General features: G+C 60.1%; 17 protein-coding genes. All 17 read right to left on the reverse strand.

Features of this window, described 5'->3' with window-relative positions:
• Entirely contained in the window at positions 1-504 is a 504-nt protein-coding gene (nuoJ, locus tag IB245_RS08860) for an NADH-quinone oxidoreductase subunit J (RefSeq protein ID WP_008032738.1), read from the reverse strand.
• 9 nt (positions 505-513) lie between these two features.
• Positions 514-1,059 (reverse strand): NADH-quinone oxidoreductase subunit NuoI, encoded by a 546-nt coding sequence (gene nuoI / locus IB245_RS08865; RefSeq protein ID WP_008032736.1) that lies wholly within the window; start codon positions 1,057-1,059, stop codon positions 514-516.
• Positions 1,060-1,071: 12 nt separating this feature from the next.
• The gene (gene nuoH, locus IB245_RS08870; RefSeq protein WP_008032732.1) at positions 1,072-2,079 is read right to left on the reverse strand and encodes an NADH-quinone oxidoreductase subunit NuoH; all 1,008 of its coding nucleotides are present in this window, start codon (positions 2,077-2,079) and stop codon (positions 1,072-1,074) included.
• Complete coding sequence (nuoG, locus tag IB245_RS08875; RefSeq protein WP_192227330.1) at positions 2,076-4,790, reverse strand: NADH-quinone oxidoreductase subunit NuoG; 2,715 nt, start codon at positions 4,788-4,790, stop codon at positions 2,076-2,078. The genes nuoH and nuoG overlap by 4 nt, the downstream gene beginning before the upstream one ends.
• Positions 4,791-4,927: 137 nt before the next feature.
• Complete coding sequence (gene nuoF / locus IB245_RS08880) at positions 4,928-6,283, reverse strand: NADH-quinone oxidoreductase subunit NuoF (RefSeq protein WP_008032727.1); 1,356 nt, start codon at positions 6,281-6,283, stop codon at positions 4,928-4,930.
• Entirely contained in the window at positions 6,280-6,777 is a 498-nt protein-coding gene (gene nuoE / locus IB245_RS08885) for an NADH-quinone oxidoreductase subunit NuoE (RefSeq protein ID WP_008020715.1), read from the reverse strand. Before nuoE ends, nuoF begins: the two co-directional genes overlap by 4 nt.
• Before the next feature lie 2 nt (positions 6,778-6,779).
• A complete protein-coding gene (gene nuoC, locus IB245_RS08890; RefSeq protein WP_008032726.1) occupies positions 6,780-8,564 on the reverse strand; it encodes an NADH-quinone oxidoreductase subunit C/D in 1,785 nt (594 codons plus the stop codon).
• A gap of 72 nt (positions 8,565-8,636) precedes the next feature.
• Entirely contained in the window at positions 8,637-9,311 is a 675-nt protein-coding gene (locus tag IB245_RS08895) for a NuoB/complex I 20 kDa subunit family protein (protein ID WP_008032725.1), read from the reverse strand.
• A 10-nt stretch (positions 9,312-9,321) separates the two neighbouring features.
• On the reverse strand, positions 9,322-9,735 hold the full coding sequence (locus tag IB245_RS08900; protein ID WP_003223812.1) for an NADH-quinone oxidoreductase subunit A: 414 nt from the start codon (positions 9,733-9,735) through the stop codon (positions 9,322-9,324).
• Positions 9,736-10,375: 640 nt separating this feature from the next.
• Positions 10,376-11,701 (reverse strand): isocitrate lyase, encoded by a 1,326-nt coding sequence (gene aceA / locus IB245_RS08905; protein ID WP_008032724.1) that lies wholly within the window; start codon positions 11,699-11,701, stop codon positions 10,376-10,378.
• Positions 11,702-12,176: 475 nt separating this feature from the next.
• Positions 12,177-12,938 (reverse strand): secretin N-terminal domain-containing protein, encoded by a 762-nt coding sequence (locus tag IB245_RS08910; RefSeq protein ID WP_008041242.1) that lies wholly within the window; start codon positions 12,936-12,938, stop codon positions 12,177-12,179.
• A 321-nt stretch (positions 12,939-13,259) separates the two neighbouring features.
• Positions 13,260-13,685 (reverse strand): GNAT family N-acetyltransferase, encoded by a 426-nt coding sequence (locus IB245_RS08915; protein WP_192227331.1) that lies wholly within the window; start codon positions 13,683-13,685, stop codon positions 13,260-13,262.
• Entirely contained in the window at positions 13,678-14,847 is a 1,170-nt protein-coding gene (locus tag IB245_RS08920; RefSeq protein WP_192227332.1) for a cupin domain-containing protein, read from the reverse strand. Before IB245_RS08920 ends, IB245_RS08915 begins: the two co-directional genes overlap by 8 nt.
• An 86-nt stretch (positions 14,848-14,933) precedes the next feature.
• Complete coding sequence (purB, locus tag IB245_RS08925) at positions 14,934-16,304, reverse strand: adenylosuccinate lyase (protein ID WP_008032719.1); 1,371 nt, start codon at positions 16,302-16,304, stop codon at positions 14,934-14,936.
• A 127-nt stretch (positions 16,305-16,431) separates the two neighbouring features.
• On the reverse strand, positions 16,432-17,055 hold the full coding sequence (hflD, locus tag IB245_RS08930) for a high frequency lysogenization protein HflD (RefSeq protein WP_150631138.1): 624 nt from the start codon (positions 17,053-17,055) through the stop codon (positions 16,432-16,434).
• Positions 17,052-18,197 carry a tRNA 2-thiouridine(34) synthase MnmA gene (mnmA, locus tag IB245_RS08935; RefSeq protein WP_008041236.1) on the reverse strand — a complete coding sequence of 382 codons (1,146 nt, stop codon included), beginning with the start codon at positions 18,195-18,197 and terminating at the stop codon, positions 17,052-17,054. The genes hflD and mnmA overlap by 4 nt, the downstream gene beginning before the upstream one ends.
• A gap of 59 nt (positions 18,198-18,256) precedes the next feature.
• Positions 18,257-18,703 (reverse strand): NUDIX hydrolase, encoded by a 447-nt coding sequence (locus tag IB245_RS08940; RefSeq protein WP_008032714.1) that lies wholly within the window; start codon positions 18,701-18,703, stop codon positions 18,257-18,259.
• Positions 18,704-18,919: the final 216 nt, after the last annotated feature.

Here is an 18,919-nt window from a genome sequence, read left to right on the forward strand (position 1 = left end):
TCATTGCTCCTTGGCTTCGTTACGGCCCAAGTGGAACGCCGTCACGGCTGCGGCGAGCAGCAGCATCGAGGCGAGTTCGACCACCAGCAGGTACGGACCGAACAGGCTGATACCCACGGCCTTGGCGTCTACGGTGGTGTGGCCGACGGCCTGGCCGCTCTGGTGGGAGAACAGCACGTACAGCAGTTCAGCCAGCAGCAGGGCACCGAGAATCACCGGGCCGAGCCAGATGCCGGGCTTGAGCCAGACGCGCTCTTGCTGAACCGAGGCCGGGCCCAGGTTCAGCATCATCACCACGAACACGAACAGCACCATGATGGCGCCAGCGTAGGCGATCACTTCCAGAACACCGGCAAACGGTGCGCCGAGGGCGAAGAACGTCATGGCCACGGCGATCAGCGAAATGATCAGGTAGAGCAGGGCGTGCACAGGGTTGGTGTGGGTGATCACGCGAAGCGTGGACACCACAGCGATACCCGATGCGAAATAGAAAGCGAATTCCATCTTTCTTCCTTAAGGCAGCAAGCTCTTCACGTTGATCGGTTCGGCTTCATTCTGCGCGGAGCCTTTCGGCTTCCCGGCAATCGCCATACCTGCAACACGATAGAAGTTGTAATCAGGGTTTTTGCCGGGGCCGGAGATCAGCAGATCTTCTTTCTCGTAAACCAGGTCCTGACGTTTGAACTCGGCCATCTCGAAATCCGGTGTCAGCTGGATCGCGGTGGTCGGGCAGGCTTCCTCGCAGAGGCCGCAGAAAATGCAGCGCGAGAAGTTGATGCGGAAGAAGTCCGGGTACCAGCGACCGTCTTCGGTTTCAGCTTTCTGCAGCGAGATGCACCCGACCGGGCACGCCACGGCGCACAGGTTGCAGGCTACACAACGCTCTTCGCCATCAGGGTCGCGGGTCAGGACGATACGGCCACGGTAGCGCGGCGGCAGGTAGACCGGTTCTTCCGGGTACTGCAGCGTGTCGCGCTTGCGGAAGGCGTGGCCGAAAATCATCACCAGGCTGCGAAGCTGGGTGAAGAAGCCATGCACGATGTCAAATATGTACTTCATGATTCTCTATCCTCACTGAGCCGCGACGGCGGGCGTGTTGAGCAACACGATCGCAGCGGTCACCAGCATGTTGACGAGGGTCAGCGGCAGGCAGAACTTCCAGCTGAAGTCCATCACTTGGTCATACCGTGGGCGCGGAATCGAGGCGCGCAACAGGATGAAGATCATGATGAAGAACGCGGTTTTCAGCGCAAACCAGATGAACGGGATCTGCGGCAGAATGTTGAACGGACCGTGCCAGCCACCGAAGAACAAGGTCACCAGCAGCGCCGAAATCAACACGATGCCGATGTACTCGCCGACGAAGAACATGCCCCATTTCATGCCGGCGTATTCAATGTGGTAACCGTCAGCCAGTTCCTGTTCCGCTTCAGGCTGGTCGAACGGGTGACGGTGAGTCACGGCGACGCCGGCGATGAAGAAGGTCAGGAAACCGAAGATCTGCGGAATGATGAACCACAGGTTCTGCGCTTGGTATTCAACGATGTCGCGCATGTTGAACGAGCCGACCTGGATCACGATGCCCATCAGCGACAGGCCCATGAACACTTCGTACGACACGGTCTGTGCCGAGGCCCGCAAGCTGCCCAGCAGGGCGAACTTGTTGTTGCTCGACCAGCCGGCGAACAGCACCGCGTAGACCGACAGACCGGCCATGGCGAAGAAGAACAGGATGCCGATGTTGATGTCCGCCACGCCCCAGGTCGGGGTGATCGGGATGATCGCGAAGGCAATCAGCAGGGCGCTCATGGCGACTACCGGTGCCAGGGTGAAGATCATCTTGTCGGCGAACGGCGGGGTCCAGTCTTCCTTGAAGAACATCTTGATCATGTCGGCCGCGATCTGGAACGCGCCGAACGGGCCGACGCGGTTCGGACCGTAACGGTCCTGCCAGAGGGCGAGCAGACGACGCTCGACCCAGCTCAGCAGCGCGCCGCACACCACCACGGCGAGCAGAATCACGATGGCCTTGAGGACCGCGATGATCACGTCAATCACTTCAGGCGTGAACCAGGTCATTGAGCTGCCTCCTGCAGACCGTCAACGGATTTGCCAAAGATCGCTGGCGGAATGCCCGCGATACCGGCCGGCAATGCGACCAGGCCAGCACCCAGCTCTTCGTTGATGCGCAGCGGCAGACGCAGGGTCTGGCCGGCAACGTTCAAGCTCAGCAGGGCACCGTCATTGACACCCAGGCGATCGGCTTCGGACTTGGCCAAGGCGACGTAGGCGGCCGGAATGCGTTCCTGAACCGGTGCGGCTTTCGAAGAGTTCTCTTCGCTGCCGAGCAGGTGGAAGAACGGCACGACCTGCCAGGTGCCCGGCGCCGGGTTGAAGGCGCGCGGAACAGCCGAGAACCAGTTCAGCGAATCACCGGTGCTTTCGATCAGGCGGGTGCCCGGGTCGCCAGCGCGGATGTGACCACCAACTTCGTCCTGGAACTTGTTCCAGGCTTGCGGCGAGTTCCAGCCCGGAGACCAGGCGAATGGCACTTGCTGACGCGGTTCGGCCGAGCCCGAGTAACCTTCCATGGAGAAGGCGAACGCGGTGTCCTTGTCTTGCGGGGTACGCGGTTCGTGCACGTTGATGTCAGCGCGCATGGCGGTACGACCCGAGTAACGCAGCGGTTCGCGGGCAAGCTTCATGCCCTTGATGCGGAACGAGGCGGACGGTGCAGCATCGACGATGCGGTTCAGTTGCGGCGTGCTTGCAGCGACGGCAGCGGTGACGTGGTCCAGTTGGGTCCAGTCGATCGGCTGGTTCAGCAAGGTAGCGCGCAGGGCATGCAGCCAGCGCCAGCCTTCGTGAACCAGGATGCTCGCGTCCATGTACTTCGGATCGAAGACCTGGAAGAAGCGCTGGGCGCGGCCTTCCTGGCTGACCAGCGTACCGTCGCCTTCAGCGAAGCTGGCGGCTGGCAGAACCAGGTGCGCGCGATCGCTGGTGGCGGTTTTCTGGTGGTCGGCAACGATCACCACTTTCGCGGCGGTCAGGGCGGCATCGACACGGGCTTTGTCGGTGCGGGTGTACAGATCGTTTTCCAGCACGACGATGGCGTCGGCCTTGCCATCGATCACCGTTTGCAGCGCGGCGTCGACCGATTCGCCACCGAGCATGGCCAGGCCGAGGCTGTTGGCCTCTGGCACGATCAGGCTGATGGAACCGTTCTTCTCGCGCAGCTTCAGGGCTTTGGCGATGTTCGCGGCGGCTTCGATCAATGCTTTGGAACCCAGCGAGGTGCCGGCAATGATCAGTGGGCGCTTGGCGGCGAGCAGGGCGTCGGCAATGCGCTTGGCCAGTTCGAGGGCTTCGGCGTCGAGGCCTTCAACCGCTGGGGCGCTGGCGTCGAGGGCGTGAGCCACGGCGAAACCGATGCGGGCCAGGTCGTCTGGAGCGGCGTGAACGCATTCTTCGGCGATGTCGTCGAGCTTGGTTTCAGCCAGGCTGGCGATGAACAGCGGGTTCAGCTCGTGCTGACCGATGTTCTTCACCGCAGCGTCGAGCCAAGGCTGAACGCGCATGCCGTCGGCCATGTCTTCTGCCTTGCCCTTGACCGATTGACGCAGGGACAGCGCCATACGGGCGGCGGTCTGGGTCAGGTCTTCGCCGAGGACGAAGATGGCGTCGTGGTCTTCGATGTCGCGCATGTTCGGGATCGGCAGCGGGCTGTCTTTCAGCACCTGCATGACCAGACGAATGCGTTCCAGCTCGGCGGCTTCGATACCGGAGTAGAAGTGCTCGGCGCCGACCAGTTCGCGCAACGCGTAGTTGCTTTCGAGGCTGGCACGCGGGGAACCGATACCGACGATGTTGCGACCGCGCAGCAGGTCAGCCGCTTTGTCCAGCGCTTCGTCGAGGCTCAGCTTGGTGCCGTTGGCCAGCAATGGCTGACGCGGGCGGTCTTCGCGGTTGACGTAGCCATAGCCGAAACGGCCACGGTCGCACAGGAAGTACTGGTTGACCGAACCGTTGAAGCGGTTTTCGATCCGACGCAGTTCGCCGTAACGCTCGCCCGGGGAGATGTTGCAACCGCTAGAGCAGCCATGGCAGATGCTCGGCGAGAACTGCATGTCCCACTTGCGGTTGTAGCGCTCGGAGTGAGTCTTGTCGGTGAACACACCGGTCGGGCAGACCTCGGTGAGGTTGCCGGAGAATTCGCTTTCCAGTACGCCGTCTTCAACGCGACCGAAGTACACGTTGTCGTGGGCGCCGAACACACCAAGGTCGGTGCCGCCAGCGTAATCCTTATAGAAGCGCACGCAGCGGTAGCAAGCGATGCAACGGTTCATTTCGTGGGAAATGAACGGGCCCAGTTGCTGGTTCTGGTGGGTACGCTTGGTGAAGCGATAACGGCGCTCGTTGTGGCCGGTCATCACGGTCATGTCTTGCAGGTGGCAGTGACCGCCTTCCTCACAGACCGGGCAGTCGTGCGGGTGGTTGGTCATCAGCCATTCAACAACACTGGCGCGGAAGGCCTTGGACTCTTCATCTTCGATGGAGATCCAGGTGCCGTCGGTGGCAGGGGTCATGCAGGACATGACGATGCGACCGCGGGTGTCGTTCTCGTCGGTGTACTGCTTGACCGCGCACTGGCGGCAAGCGCCAACGCTGCCAAGGGCAGGGTGCCAGCAGAAATAAGGGATATCGAGGCCTAGCGACAGACATGCCTGTAACAGGTTGTCTGCCCCATCGACTTCGAGCTCTTTGCCGTCTACGTGGATAGTGGCCATGGTTCAAAGTTCTTCGTTGGCCCGGTGTCAGCGGGCGTGGCTAATGGAATCTTGTTATTCGCGTGAATCAACACAGCCGTTCAAGGCGTCATCACACGAGAAGGCGAACGGCACGGACCGTTCGCCTTTTTTAAGCGTTAAGCGCCGACTACGATCGGCCTTGCCAGAGGCGGGACGACGGCGCTGACAGGCGCGATGCCGGCTTCGAACTCATGGCGGAAGTATTTGATTGCGCTGCCCAACGGCTCCACGGCACCCGGTGCGTGGGCACAGAAGGTCTTGCCTGGGCCGAGGAAACCGACCAGACCCAGCAGGGTCTCGATGTCGCCTGGCTGGCCTTCGCCGTTCTCGATGGCCATCAGCAGCTTGACGCTCCATGGCAGGCCATCGCGGCAAGGGGTGCAGAAGCCGCAGGATTCGCGGGCGAAGAACTGCTCCATGTTACGCAGCAGGGAAACCATGTTGACGCTGTCATCCACCGCCATGGCCAGGCCGGTACCCATACGGGTGCCCACTTTGGCGATGCCGCCGGCGTACATTTGTGCGTCCAGGTGTTCAGGCAACAGGAAACCGGTACCGGCGCCGCCTGGCTGCCAGGCCTTGAGCTTGTAACCGTCGCGCATGCCGCCGGCGTAGTCTTCGAACAACTCGCGACCGGTGACGCCGAATGGCAATTCCCACAGGCCCGGGTTCTTGACCTTGCCGGAGAAGCCCATGAGCTTGGTGCCCATGTCTTCACTGCCTTCGCGCGCCAACGATTTGTACCAGTCCACGCCGTCGGCAATGATCGCCGGGACGTTGCACAGGGTTTCAACGTTGTTCACGCAAGTCGGCTTGCCCCACACGCCAACGGCGGCAGGGAAGGGCGGCTTGGAGCGCGGGTTGGCGCGGCGGCCTTCGAGGGAGTTGATCAGTGCGGTTTCTTCACCGCAGATGTAACGCCCGGCGCCGGTGTGGACGAACAGCTCGAAATCGAAGCCGCTGCCCAGGATGTTCTTGCCCAAAAGGCCAGCTGCCTTGGCTTCTTCCACGGCACGGTTGAGGTGCTTGGCGGCGGTGGTGTATTCGCCACGCAGGAAGATGTAGCCACGGTAGGTTTTCAGTGCACGGGCACTGATCAGCATGCCTTCGATCAGCAGATGGGGCAGTTGCTCCATCAGCATGCGGTCTTTCCAGGTGTTCGGCTCCATTTCATCCGCGTTGCACAGCAGGTAGCGGATGTTGATGGATTCGTCTTTCGGCATCAGGCCCCACTTCACGCCCGTGGGGAAGCCTGCACCGCCGCGACCTTTCAGGCCGGCGTCTTTCACGGTCTGGACGATGTCGTCCTGAGCCATGTCGGCAAAGGCTTTGCGCGCAGCCGCGTAACCGTTCTTGGCCTGGTACTCGTCGAGCCAGACAGCTTCGCCGTCGTCACGCAGACGCCAGGTCAGCGGGTGAGTCTCGGCCGAACGCTTGATGCGGTTGGCAGGACCGAAGGAAGTCAGGGTCATACGTAGCCCTCGAGCAATTTGGCAACGCCGGCAGGCTGCACATCACCGAAAGTGTCGTCGTCGATCATCAACGCCGGCGCCTTGTCGCAGTTGCCGAGGCAGCAGACCGGCAGCAGGGTGAAACGACCGTCGGCTGTGGTCTGGCCCAGGCCGATGCCGAGTTTGCTCTGGATTTCGCTGACTACCGATTCATGGCCGCCGATGTAGCAGACCATGCTGTCGCAGACGCGAATGATGTGGCGACCGACTGGCTGACGGAAGATCTGGCTATAGAAAGTAGCCACGCCTTCAACGTCGCTCGCCGGGATGCCGAGGATCTCGCCGATGGCGTAGAGCGCGCCGTCAGGCACCCAGCCACGTTCCTTCTGGACGATCTTCAGGGCTTCGATCGACGCCGCGCGCGGGTCTTCGTAGTGATGCAGCTCGTGCTCGATGGCCGAGCGCTCGGTTTCACTCAAGGTGAAACGGTCTGTCTGGATAAGCGTGCTGTTCATGCTTAGCGGTCCACGTCGGCCATAACGAAATCGATACTACCCAGGTACGCAATCAAGTCCGCGACCATGCTGCCTTTGATCACCGAAGGGATCTGCTGCAGGTGCGGGAAGCTTGGGGTGCGAATCCGGGTGCGGTAGCTCATGGTGCCGCCATCGCTCGTCAGGTAATAACTGTTGATGCCCTTGGTCGCTTCGATCATCTGGAAGGATTCGTTGGCCGGCATGACCGGGCCCCACGAAACTTGCAGGAAGTGCGTGATCAGGGTCTCGATGTGCTGCAGCGTGCGCTCTTTCGGCGGCGGCGTAGTCAGCGGGTGATCCGCCTTGTACGGGCCTTCCGGCATGTTGCGCATGCACTGGTCGATGATCTTGATGCTCTGGCGCATTTCTTCGACGCGCACGATGCAACGGTCGTAGGCATCGCCATTGGCGGCCAGCGGCACTTCGAATTCGAAGTTCTCGTAGCCCGAGTATGGACGCGCTTTACGCAGGTCGAAGTCGCAACCGGTCGAACGCAGGCCTGCACCGGTGACGCCCCATTCGAGGGCCTCTTTGGTGTTGTAGGCAGCGACGCCGATGGTCCGGCCACGCAGGATGCTGTTGTCCAGAGCGGCTTTCTGGTATTCGTCCAGACGCTTTGGCATCCACTCGACGAAGTCTTTCACCAGCTTTTCCCAGCCGCGCGGCAGGTCGTGGGCGACGCCACCGATGCGGTACCAGGCCGGGTGCAGACGGAAACCGGTAATGGCTTCGATCACCGTGTACGCCTTCTGGCGGTCGGTGAAGGTGAAGAACACCGGGGTCATGGCGCCGACGTCCTGGATGTAGGTACCCAGGAACAGCAGGTGGCTGGTGATCCGGAAGAACTCGGCCATCATGATGCGGATGACGTCGACCTTCTCGGGCACCTTGATGCCGGCCAGCTTCTCGACCGAGAGCACGTACGGCAGGTTGTTCATCACGCCGCCGAGGTAGTCGATACGGTCGGTGTACGGGATGAAGCTGTGCCAGGACTGACGCTCGGCCATCTTCTCGGCACCACGGTGGTGGTAGCCGACGTCCGGTACGCAATCGACGATCTCTTCACCGTCCAGCTGCAGGATGATGCGGAACGCACCGTGCGCGGAAGGGTGGTTGGGACCGAGGTTGAGGAACATGTAGTCCTCGTTCGCACCGGAACGCTTCATGCCCCAGTCTTCAGGCTTGAAGCGCGCGGCTTCTTCCTCAAGCTGTTGCTTGGCCAGGTTCAGGGTGAACGGGTCGAACTCGGTTGCGCGGGCCGGGAAGTCCTTGCGCAGCGGGTGACCTTCCCAGGTCGGCGGCATCATGATGCGGGTCAGGTGCGGGTGGCCGGCAAAGTCGATGCCGTACATGTCCCACACTTCACGCTCGTACCAGTTGGCGTTCGGCCAGATCCCGGTGACGGTCGGCACGCTGAGGTCGCTCTCGGACAAGGCGACCTTGATCATCACGTCACTATTACGTTCGATCGACATCAGGTGATAGAACACGGTGAAGTCGGCGCCGCTTGGCAGCCCTTGACGCTTGGTGCGCAGACGCTCGTCCACGCCGTGCAGGTCATAGAGCATGACGTACGGCTTGGGCAGGTTGCGCAGGAAGGTCATCACTTCGACGAGTTTGGCGCGGGCAACCCAAAGCACCGGCATGCCGGTGCGGGTAGGCTGGGCGGTGAACGCCTCGGGGCCAAAACGGTTATTCAGTTCGACGACCACATCCTGGTCGTCTGCCTTGTAAGGCGGGATGTACAGAGCACTGCCTGTAGTCATGGTTATTTATCGCTTTCGGTCAACGTAAAGAATGAAGCCAGTGTCTCGTTCTATATAAGAAGCAGATCTGGATCAGACTTCGTCGGGGCTGCGCAGGTTGGTGACTGCGATTCGCTGTTCGCGGCGCTTGTCCTTCTCGGAAGGCATCTCGGCGCGATACACGCCTTGATCGCCAACGACCCAGGAAAGCGGACGACGCTCCTGTCCAATCGACTCCTGCAAGAGCATCAAGCCTTGCAGAAAAGCTTCAGGACGAGGCGGGCAGCCAGGCACGTAGACGTCCACGGGCAGGAACTTGTCCACCCCTTGAACGACTGAGTAGATGTCGTACATGCCACCGGAGTTGGCGCACGAACCCATGGAGATGACCCATTTAGGTTCGAGCATTTGCTCGTAGAGACGCTGAATGATCGGCGCCATCTTGATGAAGCAGGTACCGGCGATAACCATGAAATCCGCCTGACGCGGCGATGCCCGGATAACCTCGGCGCCAAAGCGCGCGATGTCGTGGGGCGCCGTGAAGGCGGTGGTCATTTCCACGTAGCAGCACGAAAGGCCGAAGTTATACGGCCACAGGGAGTTCTTGCGCCCCCAGTTGATCGTGCCGTTAAGCACGTCTTCGAGCTTGCCCATGAAGATGTTTTTGTGGACTTGATCTTCTAACGGATCGGAAACGGTTTCCCGTTCGCCAATCGGATACTGCTCGTTAGGAGCATCGGGGTCGATCCTGGTGAGATTGTATTGCATTGCCAAAGCCTCATTGTTTCAGCTTCGCTTGCCGCTTACGACGAGCTTCCGGAGCCCAGTCAAGGGCGCCCACTCGGAATAGGTAGACAAGGCCTGCCAACAGAATTGCTATGAAAACGAGAGCTTCGACGAATCCGGTCCAGCCGCTTTCGCGGACGGACACAGACCAGGCAAAGAGAAAAAGGGCTTCGATATCGAAGATCACGAAGAGCATCGCGACCAGATAGAATTTGGCTGAGAGCCGCAAGCGGGCGCCACCTGTAGGTAGCATGCCGGACTCGAACGGTTCGTTTTTGCTGCGGCCCCAGGCTTTTGACCCGAGGAGGCTGGAGACGCCGAGCATGAAGGCGCAAAGGCCGACGACGCCCAGAAGGAAAATGGCAAAGCCCCAGTTGTGGGCCATGAGTCCTGTCGCTTCGGGCATGCTGGTAATCCTTAACAGAGAGCAAAGGTCTCTGAGCTTGAAAAAGAAACAAAGCAGTGACGATATGTCGCAGCAATCAATCCCGCTGATTTTATGGCACAACACCGTGCAAGTAAAATTCCTATAGCGAAATTATTTATAGGAATAAGGACATAGCGCACCTCCAAAGTCCCGCAGCCCATGCGTTGCGGGCATTAGCAGGCTTTTCATCAATTATGTTTTGTAGGGAATGTAACGAACATAGTTTGAGCTAAATGATAATCAATATTGTTTGAAGCGGTTTTCAAACTGTTTAACGGGTAGGTGGGTGGAAAGTTGTCTTATATGCGCGTTACTGCAAGTAGCGGGCGGCACCGTTTTACCCTGTTTTTCTGATCGTGAAACTGCGCTGGATCAAGGATTTTTCCTGAATCACCCCCTTCCTTCTGTAGGAGCGAGGCTTGCCCGCGAAGAATGCGCTGCGGTCTACCTGGCATGTCGCGGTGCATTCTTCGCGGGCAAGCCTCGCTCCTACAGGGGCCGTATCGTGTAAAAAATGAACGCAAAAAAAACGCCCCGAACCAGTCGGGGCGTCAGATGTGCGGCGTTGCGGTTAGCTTTTTATTCGGTCCGCAACGGCCGTTCGTTCAGGCGAAGCAGATCAGTGGAACTGTTCTTCTTCAGTCGAACCGGTCAGTGCGGTAACCGACGACGAGCCGCCCTGGATCACGGTGGTCATGTCGTCGAAGTAGCCGGTGCCCACTTCCTGCTGGTGAGCCACGAAGGTGTAACCCTTGGCGGCGTCGGCGAATTCCTGCTCTTGCAGCTTCACGTAGGCAGTCATGTCGTTGCGGGCGTAGTCGTGCGCCAGGTTGAACATGCTGTGCCACATGTTGTGAATGCCGGCCAGGGTGATGAACTGGTGCTTGTAACCCATGGCAGACAGTTCGCGCTGGAACTTGGCGATGGTCGCGTCGTCCAGGTTTTTCTTCCAGTTGAAGGAAGGCGAGCAGTTGTACGACAGCAGTTGGTCCGGGTATTCCTTCTTGATCGCTTCAGCGAAGCGACGGGCTTCGTCCAGATCCGGCTTGGCGGTTTCGCACCAGATCAGGTCGGCGTACGGAGCGTAAGCCAGGCCGCGAGCGATTGCCTGGTCCAGGCCAGCGCGCACTTTGTAGAAGCCTTCCTGGGTACGTTCGCCAGTCACGAATGGCTGGTCGTACGGGTCGCAGTCGGAAGTCAGCAGGTCAGCCGCGTTAGCGTCGGTACGTGCCAGGATGATGGTCGGAGTACCGGCAACGTCAGCCGCCAGACGAGCAGCGGTCAGCTTCTGTACGGCTTCCTGGGTAGGAACCAGTACCTTGCCGCCCATGTGGCCGCATTTTTTCACGGAAGCCAGTTGGTCTTCGAAGTGAACGCCGGCGGCGCCTGCTTCGATCATGCTCTTCATCAGCTCGTAAGCGTTCAGTACGCCGCCGAAACCGGCTTCGGCGTCAGCCACGATTGGTGCGAAGTAGTCGATGTAGCCTTCATCGCCCGGGCCCTTGCCGGCTTTCCACTGGATCTGGTCGGCACGACGGAACGAGTTGTTGATGCGCTTGACCACGGTTGGAACCGAGTCCACCGGGTACAGCGACTGGTCCGGGTACATCGATTCGGCGGAGTTGTTGTCCGCAGCAACCTGCCAGCCCGACAGGTAGATCGCCTGGATGCCGGCTTTGACTTGTTGTACAGCCTGGCCGCCGGTCAGGGCGCCCATGCAGTTGACGAAATCTTTCTCAGGACGGAAGGACGGCTTGGCGCCCTGGGTGACCAGGTTCCAGAGCTTCTCGGCGCCGAGTTTTGCAAAGGTGTGCTCAGGTTGAACCGAGCCACGCAGGCGGACGACGTCAGCAGCGGAGTAAGCGCGTGTCACGCCTTTCCAGCGTGGGTTTTCAGCCCAGTCTTTTTCGAGGGCTGCAATTTGCTGTTCGCGTGTCAGTGCCATGGAGATAAACCTCGTCGCGTCTTTTACGGAAAGTTGTTCTGCGGTGGAAAATTCATGCGCTCGCAGACCAGAAGCTTAGGCGGTCAAGTCGAATTCGGCGGGGTTGGCGACGGGATGAACGATGGGCTCGAGGGGAAGTGAGCAGGTAAGGGCGGACTGGCGAGCGCATTCGGGCGTCGTGGGCCTTTATACGAACTTCAGTGTGATGCCGGGTTACCTAAATACGCTTCCGTCCCTCGGGACAACTTCGTTCCAGTCGGCAACCTCGTCAAACACACCTTGTGGGCGGTACAGACACGAAACGGCTCGCGGGGTAGGTGCGAGCATCGCCTCGAAGGCCCTTGCCAGGGCCCCTGATTAGCGGGAGCGAGGCCATCATGCCTTCGCTTTTTTGGCTCGTCAAACGTTTTGTAGTGCTTTTTTTATGGCACTACATCTTTGGTCTAATACGACTAATCAGTCAGTTTTTGGTGGTTTAGTCCAAAGTATCGACTTTCACCCGCAGGGTCATGTCATCCCGGCCCTGAGTCGAGTAGCTGCGGGTCATGCCCTGTTTGTCGGCCTGAGTCTGGTGATTCACGCCGGCGAGGGTGATCCATTCGCCGAGGCGGCCGGTGACGGTTGTGTCGGTGCTTTGCACGTTCACTACATCGGGACGTTCCTGGCTCATGCGGTCACGGTTGGTACTGATCGACAGGTGAACGATGTCGCCGGTGACGCTGGCGGTGACATAGAAACCCTGGGTGACGTTGCGGTATTCGGTCTGGCTGCGGGGATCGCCATACGAATCGATCTGCGTGCTGGTCAGTGGCACGCTCTGACCGACCTGGATCAGCGCCGGTGTGCCTTCGCTGGCCTGGACTTGCTGAATGCCGCCGTCACGGCTTTCGGTGCTGCGATTGATGATTCGGGTCTGGCTGGGTTTGGCGCCGTTCACCGAGTAGCCCTGATCGCCCTGGAAGTTGTTTTCGTTGGTGTCGACGGTGATCAGCAGGCGCTTGGGCTGAGTGTCGAGTTGGGCGATAAGCGCTTTAAGTTCGTCGATCTTGCGTTGATCGGCATTGACGATCAGTTGGTTGCCGTAGGCGCTGACCTGGCCGTCCTTGCCGATAAAGTCCTGCGCCATCGGCAGCATGTCGGCGCTGGTGTGGTAGTTCAACGGCACGATCTCGGTGGCTGCCATGACCGAAAAACTGCAGGTCAGCAGCAGCGTGGTGAGCAGGGTGCGTAGGGACATATCCGTTATCTCCGGCCTTGAAGTTTGTGTGTAGGAGCCAGCTTGCTGGCGATGGTCGTCAACGATGACGCTGGAAGCCTGATACCCCGCGGCGCTCTCACGGCCATCGCGAGCAGGTTCGCTCCTACAGGTCTTGAGTTTGCCAGTTTGTCGGCCCGGCGTGGGGCAAGTTGAATCCTAGACAGCAAAACGCCCCGGCATCCGAAAATGGCGGGGCGTTTTGGGGTGTGCTTTCGGGCCTCTTCGCGGGCAAGCCTCGCTCCTACAGGTTCAGTGTAATTCTGTAGGAGCGAAGCTTGCTCGCGAAGGCCGCGCCGCGGTTTAAGCGGAGTGCCGCACCATGTCCACATGCGGAATCCCGGCTTCCAGGAACTCCTCACTGACCAGGCAGAAGCCCAGGCGCTCATAGAACGCCGTCGCCTGCACCTGCGCGCTCAGCATCTGCTGCTTCAGCCCGCGCTTCTCGGCTTCACCGATCACCGCTTGCATCAGCGCGTCGCCAACCTTCAGGCCGCGCCAGTCTTTCAGCACCGAAACCCGGCCAACATGCCCATCGGGCAGCAGGCGCGCGGTGCCAATCGGAAAGTCACCTTCGAAGGCCAGGAAATGCACCGCTGTTGCATCATCTGCATCCCATTCCAGCTCGGGCGGAACGGATTGCTCGGCGATGAACACCGTCTCACGAATGCGCCGGATCTCGGCGTTATCCTTTTGCCAGTCTGCGACACGTACGTGAATTTTATTCATCGGCAAACCCCAGGCTTCCTTGCTTGATCAGTTCGCAAATCAAGCCGCGACCGTCTTCGTCGCTCAGCCATTCGCCGAGGTTGTCGATGTGCAGCGCATCGGCGGCACAGATCAACTTCAGCAGGTCGCGCAGTTTGCCCGGCAGATAACGGCTCTGACCGCTGGCGAACAGCAGCAGGTCGTCATCGACTTCGGACCAGGCCATGCGGGCGCTTGGGTTGCGGATCAGTACGGCGCCTTGCTCCAGGCTGGCAAGCAGGTCGTCTTCTTCGATTTCTTCAGGGCCGACCACCAGTTCCGGGTAGCGTGGTTCGGTCATGAATTGGCCGAACCAGGTCAGCAACAGGCGTTCGTCGCTCATGTGCTCGGCCAGCAGGGCTTTCAGGCGATCGAGGGCGTCGTGCTGGATCTGATGCGGATCAACCGCAGGCAGGGCGTCGGCGTCGGTGTAACGCTCTTCGTCAGTCAGGAACTGGCTGAGGAAGTCGGTGAAGTGGGTCAGCACTTCAGCGGCGCTCGGTGCGCGGAAACCTACGGAGTAGGTCAGGCAGTCATCGACGGCCACACCGCAGTGGGCCAGGCGTGGCGGCAAGTAAAGCATGTCGCCCGGTTCCAGTACCCACTCATCGGTGGCTTCGAAATCAGCCAGGATGCGCAGGTCTGCGTGTTGCAGCATCGGGCTTTCGGAGTTGCACATCTGGCCGATTTTCCAGTTGCGCTTGCCGTGGCCTTGCAGCAGGAACACGTCGTAGTTGTCGAAGTGCGGACCGACGCTGCCACCCGGCGCAGCGAAGCTGATCATCACGTCGTCGATGCGCCAGCTCGGCAGGAAGCGGAACTGTTCCAGCAGTTCGCTGACTTCCGGCACGAACTGGTCAACCGCTTGTACCAGCAGGGTCCATTCGGTTTCCGGCAGCTTGCTGAATTCGTCTTCGGCGAACGGGCCGCGGCGCAATTCCCAAGGACGCTCGCCGTGCTCGATGATCAGGCGCGATTCAACTTCTTCTTCCAGCGCCAGGCCGGCCAGTTCGTCGGCGTCGATCGGGCTTTCGAAATCAGGGATTGCCTGACGGATCAGCAGGGGTTTTTTCTGCCAGTAGTCACGCAGGAATTCGCGCGCCGTGATGCCGCCCAGAAGTTGAAGAGGAATGTCAGGATTCATGTGTAACCTATTGAAAAAAAGCACTTTTCAGACGGGAATAAAAACGCCCGGCGCTGCCGGGCGTCTCAAACGGGTAAAGCGGTCGATCAGATGCGCTTGGCTTGCTCTACAGCGTTGCCGATGTAGTTCGCCGGGGTGAGCAGTTTCAGCTCGGCCTTGGCGGCGGCAGGCATGTCCAGCCCGTCGATGAAAGTTTGCAGCGCTTCAGGGCTGATGCCCTTGCCACGGGTCAACTCTTTCAGCTTCTCGTACGGGTTTTCGATGTTGTAGCGACGCATCACGGTCTGGATCGGCTCGGCCAGGACTTCCCAGCAAGCATCGAGGTCAGCAGCGATTTTCTGAGCGTTGAGCTCCAGTTTGCTGATGCCTTTGAGGCTGGCTTCGTATGCGATCACGCTGTGGGCGAAGCCGACACCGAGGTTGCGCAGTACGGTGGAGTCGGTCAGGTCGCGCTGCCAGCGGGAGATCGGCAGTTTGCTCGCCAGGTGCTGGAACAGTGCGTTGGCGATGCCCAGGTTGCCTTCGGAGTTTTCGAAGTCGATCGGGTTGACTTTGTGCGGCATGGTCGACGAACCGATTTCGCCAGCGATGGTGCGCTGTTTGAAATAACCCAGGGAGATGTAGCCCCAGATGTCGCGGTCGAAGTCGATCAGGATGGTGTTGAAACGCGCGATCGCGTCGAACAGCTCGGCGATGTAGTCGTGCGGTTCGATCTGCGTGGTGTATGGGTTGAAGCCCAGGCCCAGCTCGTCTTCGATGAAGGCGCGGGCGTTGGCTTCCCAGTCGATCTCAGGGTAGGCCGACAGGTGAGCGTTGTAGTTGCCGACAGCGCCGTTGATCTTGCCCAGCAGCGGAACGGCAGCGACTTGAGCGATCTGGCGCTCCAGACGGTAAACCACGTTTGCCAGCTCTTTGCCCAGGGTGGTCGGCGAGGCCGGTTGACCGTGGGTGCGCGACAGCATCGGCACGTCAGCGAAACGGATGGCCAGTTCGCGGATGGCTTCGGCAGTCTGGCGCATCAGCGGCAGCATGACGTCATCACGGCCTTCGCGCAGCATCAGGGCGTGGGACAGGTTGTTGATGTCCTCGCTGGTGCAGGCAAAGTGGATGAATTCGCTGACAGCCGCCAGTTCCGGCAGCTTGGCCGCTTGCTCTTTGAGCAGGTATTCGATGGCTTTGACGTCGTGGTTGGTGGTGCGCTCGATCTCTTTGACACGCTCGGCGTGCTCCAGAGAGAAGTTTTCCGCCAGGGTGTTCAGCACAGCGTTGGCTTCGGCGGAAAACGCCGGCACTTCGCTGATGGCAGGGTGAGCGGCGAGGCGCTGGAGCCAGCGCACTTCAACCAGCACGCGAGCACGGATCAGACCGTATTCGCTGAAAATTGGGCGCAGGGCCTGGGTTTTGCCGGCGTAGCGGCCGTCAACAGGGGAAACCGCAGTGAGCGAAGAAAGCTGCATGGGGTGTTCTCGGACAGTCGGGCAACGAAATGGGGCGCGTATCATACATGAAAAAATCCGCCGGTCCGTTGCCAACTGACCAGCGTATTACGCGTTACTGACTACAAAACGGTGTTGCGGGCGCGGTTCAGCTGCTGCGCATCAGCGGGTAAAGCTCTTTCAGCAATTTGCGGCGGCTGACGACCAACTGCCAGCGATGACCGCCCAACTGCCGCCACAGGCGTGCCGAACGAATCCCGGCCAGCAACAGCGCGCGGATCTTCGAAGCGTTGCTCGGCTGCTGCAGGTTGCGCATGTCGCCGTGAACCTGAATCCGTTGGCGCAAGGTGCTCAGGGTGTCCTGGTACAGTGCGCCGCAAGCGGCGATCACATTTTCGTGCGCCGGGCCGAAGTGTTCGACCTGGGACTGAATCTGCGGCAGGCGTTTGCCGATCACGTCGAGCATGTCGCCGCGCTTGGCCAGTTGACGCTCCAGCCCGAGCATTGCCAGGGCGTAGCGCAGCGGTTCGCGCTGCAGGGTGCTCGGGTCGCGTTCAAGGGCGCCGATCAGTGCGCGATAACCTTCGCGCAGATTGATGTCGTCGCCGCCGTAGACTTCCAGCGTGTCCTTGGGGTCGCGAATCAGCAGGCTGCCAAGCATGCAGGTCAGGCCGGCTTCGCTGGTCTGGCCGGTCTTGGCGATCTTGTCGACAAGGACGGCGGCGAGAAACACGCCGCCCAGCGCCGTCAGTTGCTCCTGAGTGGGGCTCATTGCTGCTCGCCTTGAAGGGTGCCTTTGCTGGTCCACGGTTCCGCCACTTCAATCACGCCGCCGCCGAGGCAGATTTCGCCGTCGTAGAACACCACGGACTGACCCGGGGTGACCGCGCGTTGCGGCTCATCGAAGGTCGCGCGGTAACCGGTGGCGGTTTTCTCCAGCGTGCACGACTGGTCGCTCTGGCGATAACGCACTTTGGCGGTCAGTTTGCGCGGCTCGCTCAGGTCGATCGGGTTGACCCAATAGATGTCCGAGGCGAGCAGGGCGCGGGAGAACAGGTAAGGGTGGTCATTGCCCTGGCCAACGATCAGCTCGTTGTGTTCCAGGTCCTTGATCAGCACGTACCACGGCTCGTCGCTGGCGTCTTTCAAGCCGCCGATGCCCAGGCCCTGACGCTGGCCGATGGTGTGGTACATCAAGCCGTGGTGGCGGCCGATGACTTCACCTTCGGTGGTTTTGATTTCGCCTGGCTGCGCCGGCAGGTATTGCTTGAGGAAGTCGCTGAAGCGGCGTTCGCCGATAAAGCAGATCCCGGTGGAATCCTTTTTCTTCGCGGTGGCGAGTTCGTATTTTTCGGCAATCGCCCGCACTTGCGGTTTTTCCAGCTCGCCGACCGGGAACAGGGTCTTGGCGATCTGTTCGCCGCCGACGGCGTGCAGGAAGTAGCTCTGGTCCTTGTTCGGGTCCAGGCCCTTGAGCAGTTCGGTGCGGCCGTCGATGTCGCGGCGGCGCACGTAGTGGCCGGTGGCGATCAGGTCGGCGCCGAGCACCATGGCGTAGTCGAGGAACGCCTTGAACTTGATTTCGCGGTTGCACAGGATGTCCGGGTTCGGCGTGCGACCGGCCTTGTATTCGGCCAGGAAGTGCTCGAACACGTTGTCCCAGTACTCGGCGGCGAAGTTGGCGGTGTGCAGCTTGATGCCAATTTTGTCGCACACGGCCTGGGCGTCCGCCAGGTCGTCCATGGCGGTGCAGTATTCCGTTCCATCGTCTTCTTCCCAGTTCTTCATGAACAGGCCTTCCACCTCATAACCCTGCTCGATCAGCAGGAGGGCGGAAACGGAAGAGTCCACGCCGCCGGACATGCCGACAATGACGCGCTTCTTTTGTGTGTCAGAAGGGGCTGGATCACGCATAGGGATTCAATGAGTGTCTTGAAAAAGGACGCGATTCTAGCAGGCCGCAGCCCACAAGGCTAAAGAGAAGGGCGGATCAGTTCGAGGCCGAAGTGTTTACCGTCCAGATAATCATCGATACAACGGATGATCAGCTCACTGCGCCAGTTTGCGCGTTGTGCCAGCAGTTCGTCACGTGTCAGCCATTTTGCGCCGACGATGCCGTCATCCAGTTGATAGTCGGGGTGGTGCTTGAGCGCTTTTGCGATGAAGCAGACTCGCTGATACGTCACGCCGTTGCTGGGCGCGGTGTAGAGGTAAATGCCCACCACGCCGGTCGCCTCGACGTCCCAGCCGGTTTCTTCGAGGGTTTCGCGTACGGCGGCTTCGGTCAGGGTTTCGTTCGGGTCGAGGTGGCCGGCGGGCTGGTTGAGCACCGTCCGTCCGTGCTTGGTTTCTTCGACCATCAGGAAGCGGCCATTGTCTTCGACGATGGTGGCGACGGTGATGTGGGGTTTCCAGTCCATAAAGCTTCCTCAATTTCCAATTGAAATACGTACCCTGTAGGAGCCGGCTTGCTGCGGGCGGCGTTCCGACGATTGCGTTTTATCATTCAACATTTTTGTTGGCTGATACACCGCAATCGTCGGAACGCCGCCCGCAGCAAGCCGGCTCCTACAAGGTTGTGGTCAGCCTGTAGAAACAGAAACCCCGGCACTGGGCCGGGGCTTCTTTGCATCCTT

The sequence above is a fragment of the Pseudomonas sp. PDM02 genome, assembly GCF_014852285.1.
In the GTDB taxonomy this organism is placed as follows: domain Bacteria; phylum Pseudomonadota; class Gammaproteobacteria; order Pseudomonadales; family Pseudomonadaceae; genus Aquipseudomonas; species Aquipseudomonas migulae.

Excerpts from the sequence above, each read along its gene's own strand:
- IB245_RS08915 (WP_192227331.1), bottom strand. The coding sequence starts at position 13,685 with ATGAATAAAATTCACGTACGTGTCGCAGACTGGCAAAAGGATAACGCC.
- hflD (WP_150631138.1), bottom strand. The coding sequence starts at position 17,055 with ATGAGCCCCACTCAGGAGCAACTGACGGCGCTGGGCGGCGTGTTTCTC.
- purB (WP_008032719.1), bottom strand. The coding sequence starts at position 16,304 with ATGCAGCTTTCTTCGCTCACTGCGGTTTCCCCTGTTGACGGCCGCTAC.
- nuoG (WP_192227330.1), bottom strand. The coding sequence starts at position 4,790 with ATGGCCACTATCCACGTAGACGGCAAAGAGCTCGAAGTCGATGGGGCA.
- mnmA (WP_008041236.1), bottom strand. The coding sequence starts at position 18,197 with ATGCGTGATCCAGCCCCTTCTGACACACAAAAGAAGCGCGTCATTGTC.
- nuoJ (WP_008032738.1), bottom strand. The coding sequence starts at position 504 with ATGGAATTCGCTTTCTATTTCGCATCGGGTATCGCTGTGGTGTCCACG.
- aceA (WP_008032724.1), bottom strand. The coding sequence starts at position 11,701 with ATGGCACTGACACGCGAACAGCAAATTGCAGCCCTCGAAAAAGACTGG.
- IB245_RS08920 (WP_192227332.1), bottom strand. The coding sequence starts at position 14,847 with ATGAATCCTGACATTCCTCTTCAACTTCTGGGCGGCATCACGGCGCGC.
- nuoF (WP_008032727.1), bottom strand. The coding sequence starts at position 6,283 with ATGACCCTGACTTCCTTCGGTCCTGCCAACCGCATCAAGCGTTCGGCC.
- IB245_RS08910 (WP_008041242.1), bottom strand. The coding sequence starts at position 12,938 with ATGTCCCTACGCACCCTGCTCACCACGCTGCTGCTGACCTGCAGTTTT.
- nuoC (WP_008032726.1), bottom strand. The coding sequence starts at position 8,564 with ATGACTACAGGCAGTGCTCTGTACATCCCGCCTTACAAGGCAGACGAC.
- IB245_RS08940 (WP_008032714.1), bottom strand. The coding sequence starts at position 18,703 with ATGGACTGGAAACCCCACATCACCGTCGCCACCATCGTCGAAGACAAT.
- nuoH (WP_008032732.1), bottom strand. The coding sequence starts at position 2,079 with ATGACCTGGTTCACGCCTGAAGTGATTGACGTGATCATCGCGGTCCTC.
- IB245_RS08900 (WP_003223812.1), bottom strand. The coding sequence starts at position 9,735 with ATGCCCGAAGCGACAGGACTCATGGCCCACAACTGGGGCTTTGCCATT.
- IB245_RS08895 (WP_008032725.1), bottom strand. The coding sequence starts at position 9,311 with ATGCAATACAATCTCACCAGGATCGACCCCGATGCTCCTAACGAGCAG.
- nuoE (WP_008020715.1), bottom strand. The coding sequence starts at position 6,777 with ATGAACAGCACGCTTATCCAGACAGACCGTTTCACCTTGAGTGAAACC.
- nuoI (WP_008032736.1), bottom strand. The coding sequence starts at position 1,059 with ATGAAGTACATATTTGACATCGTGCATGGCTTCTTCACCCAGCTTCGC.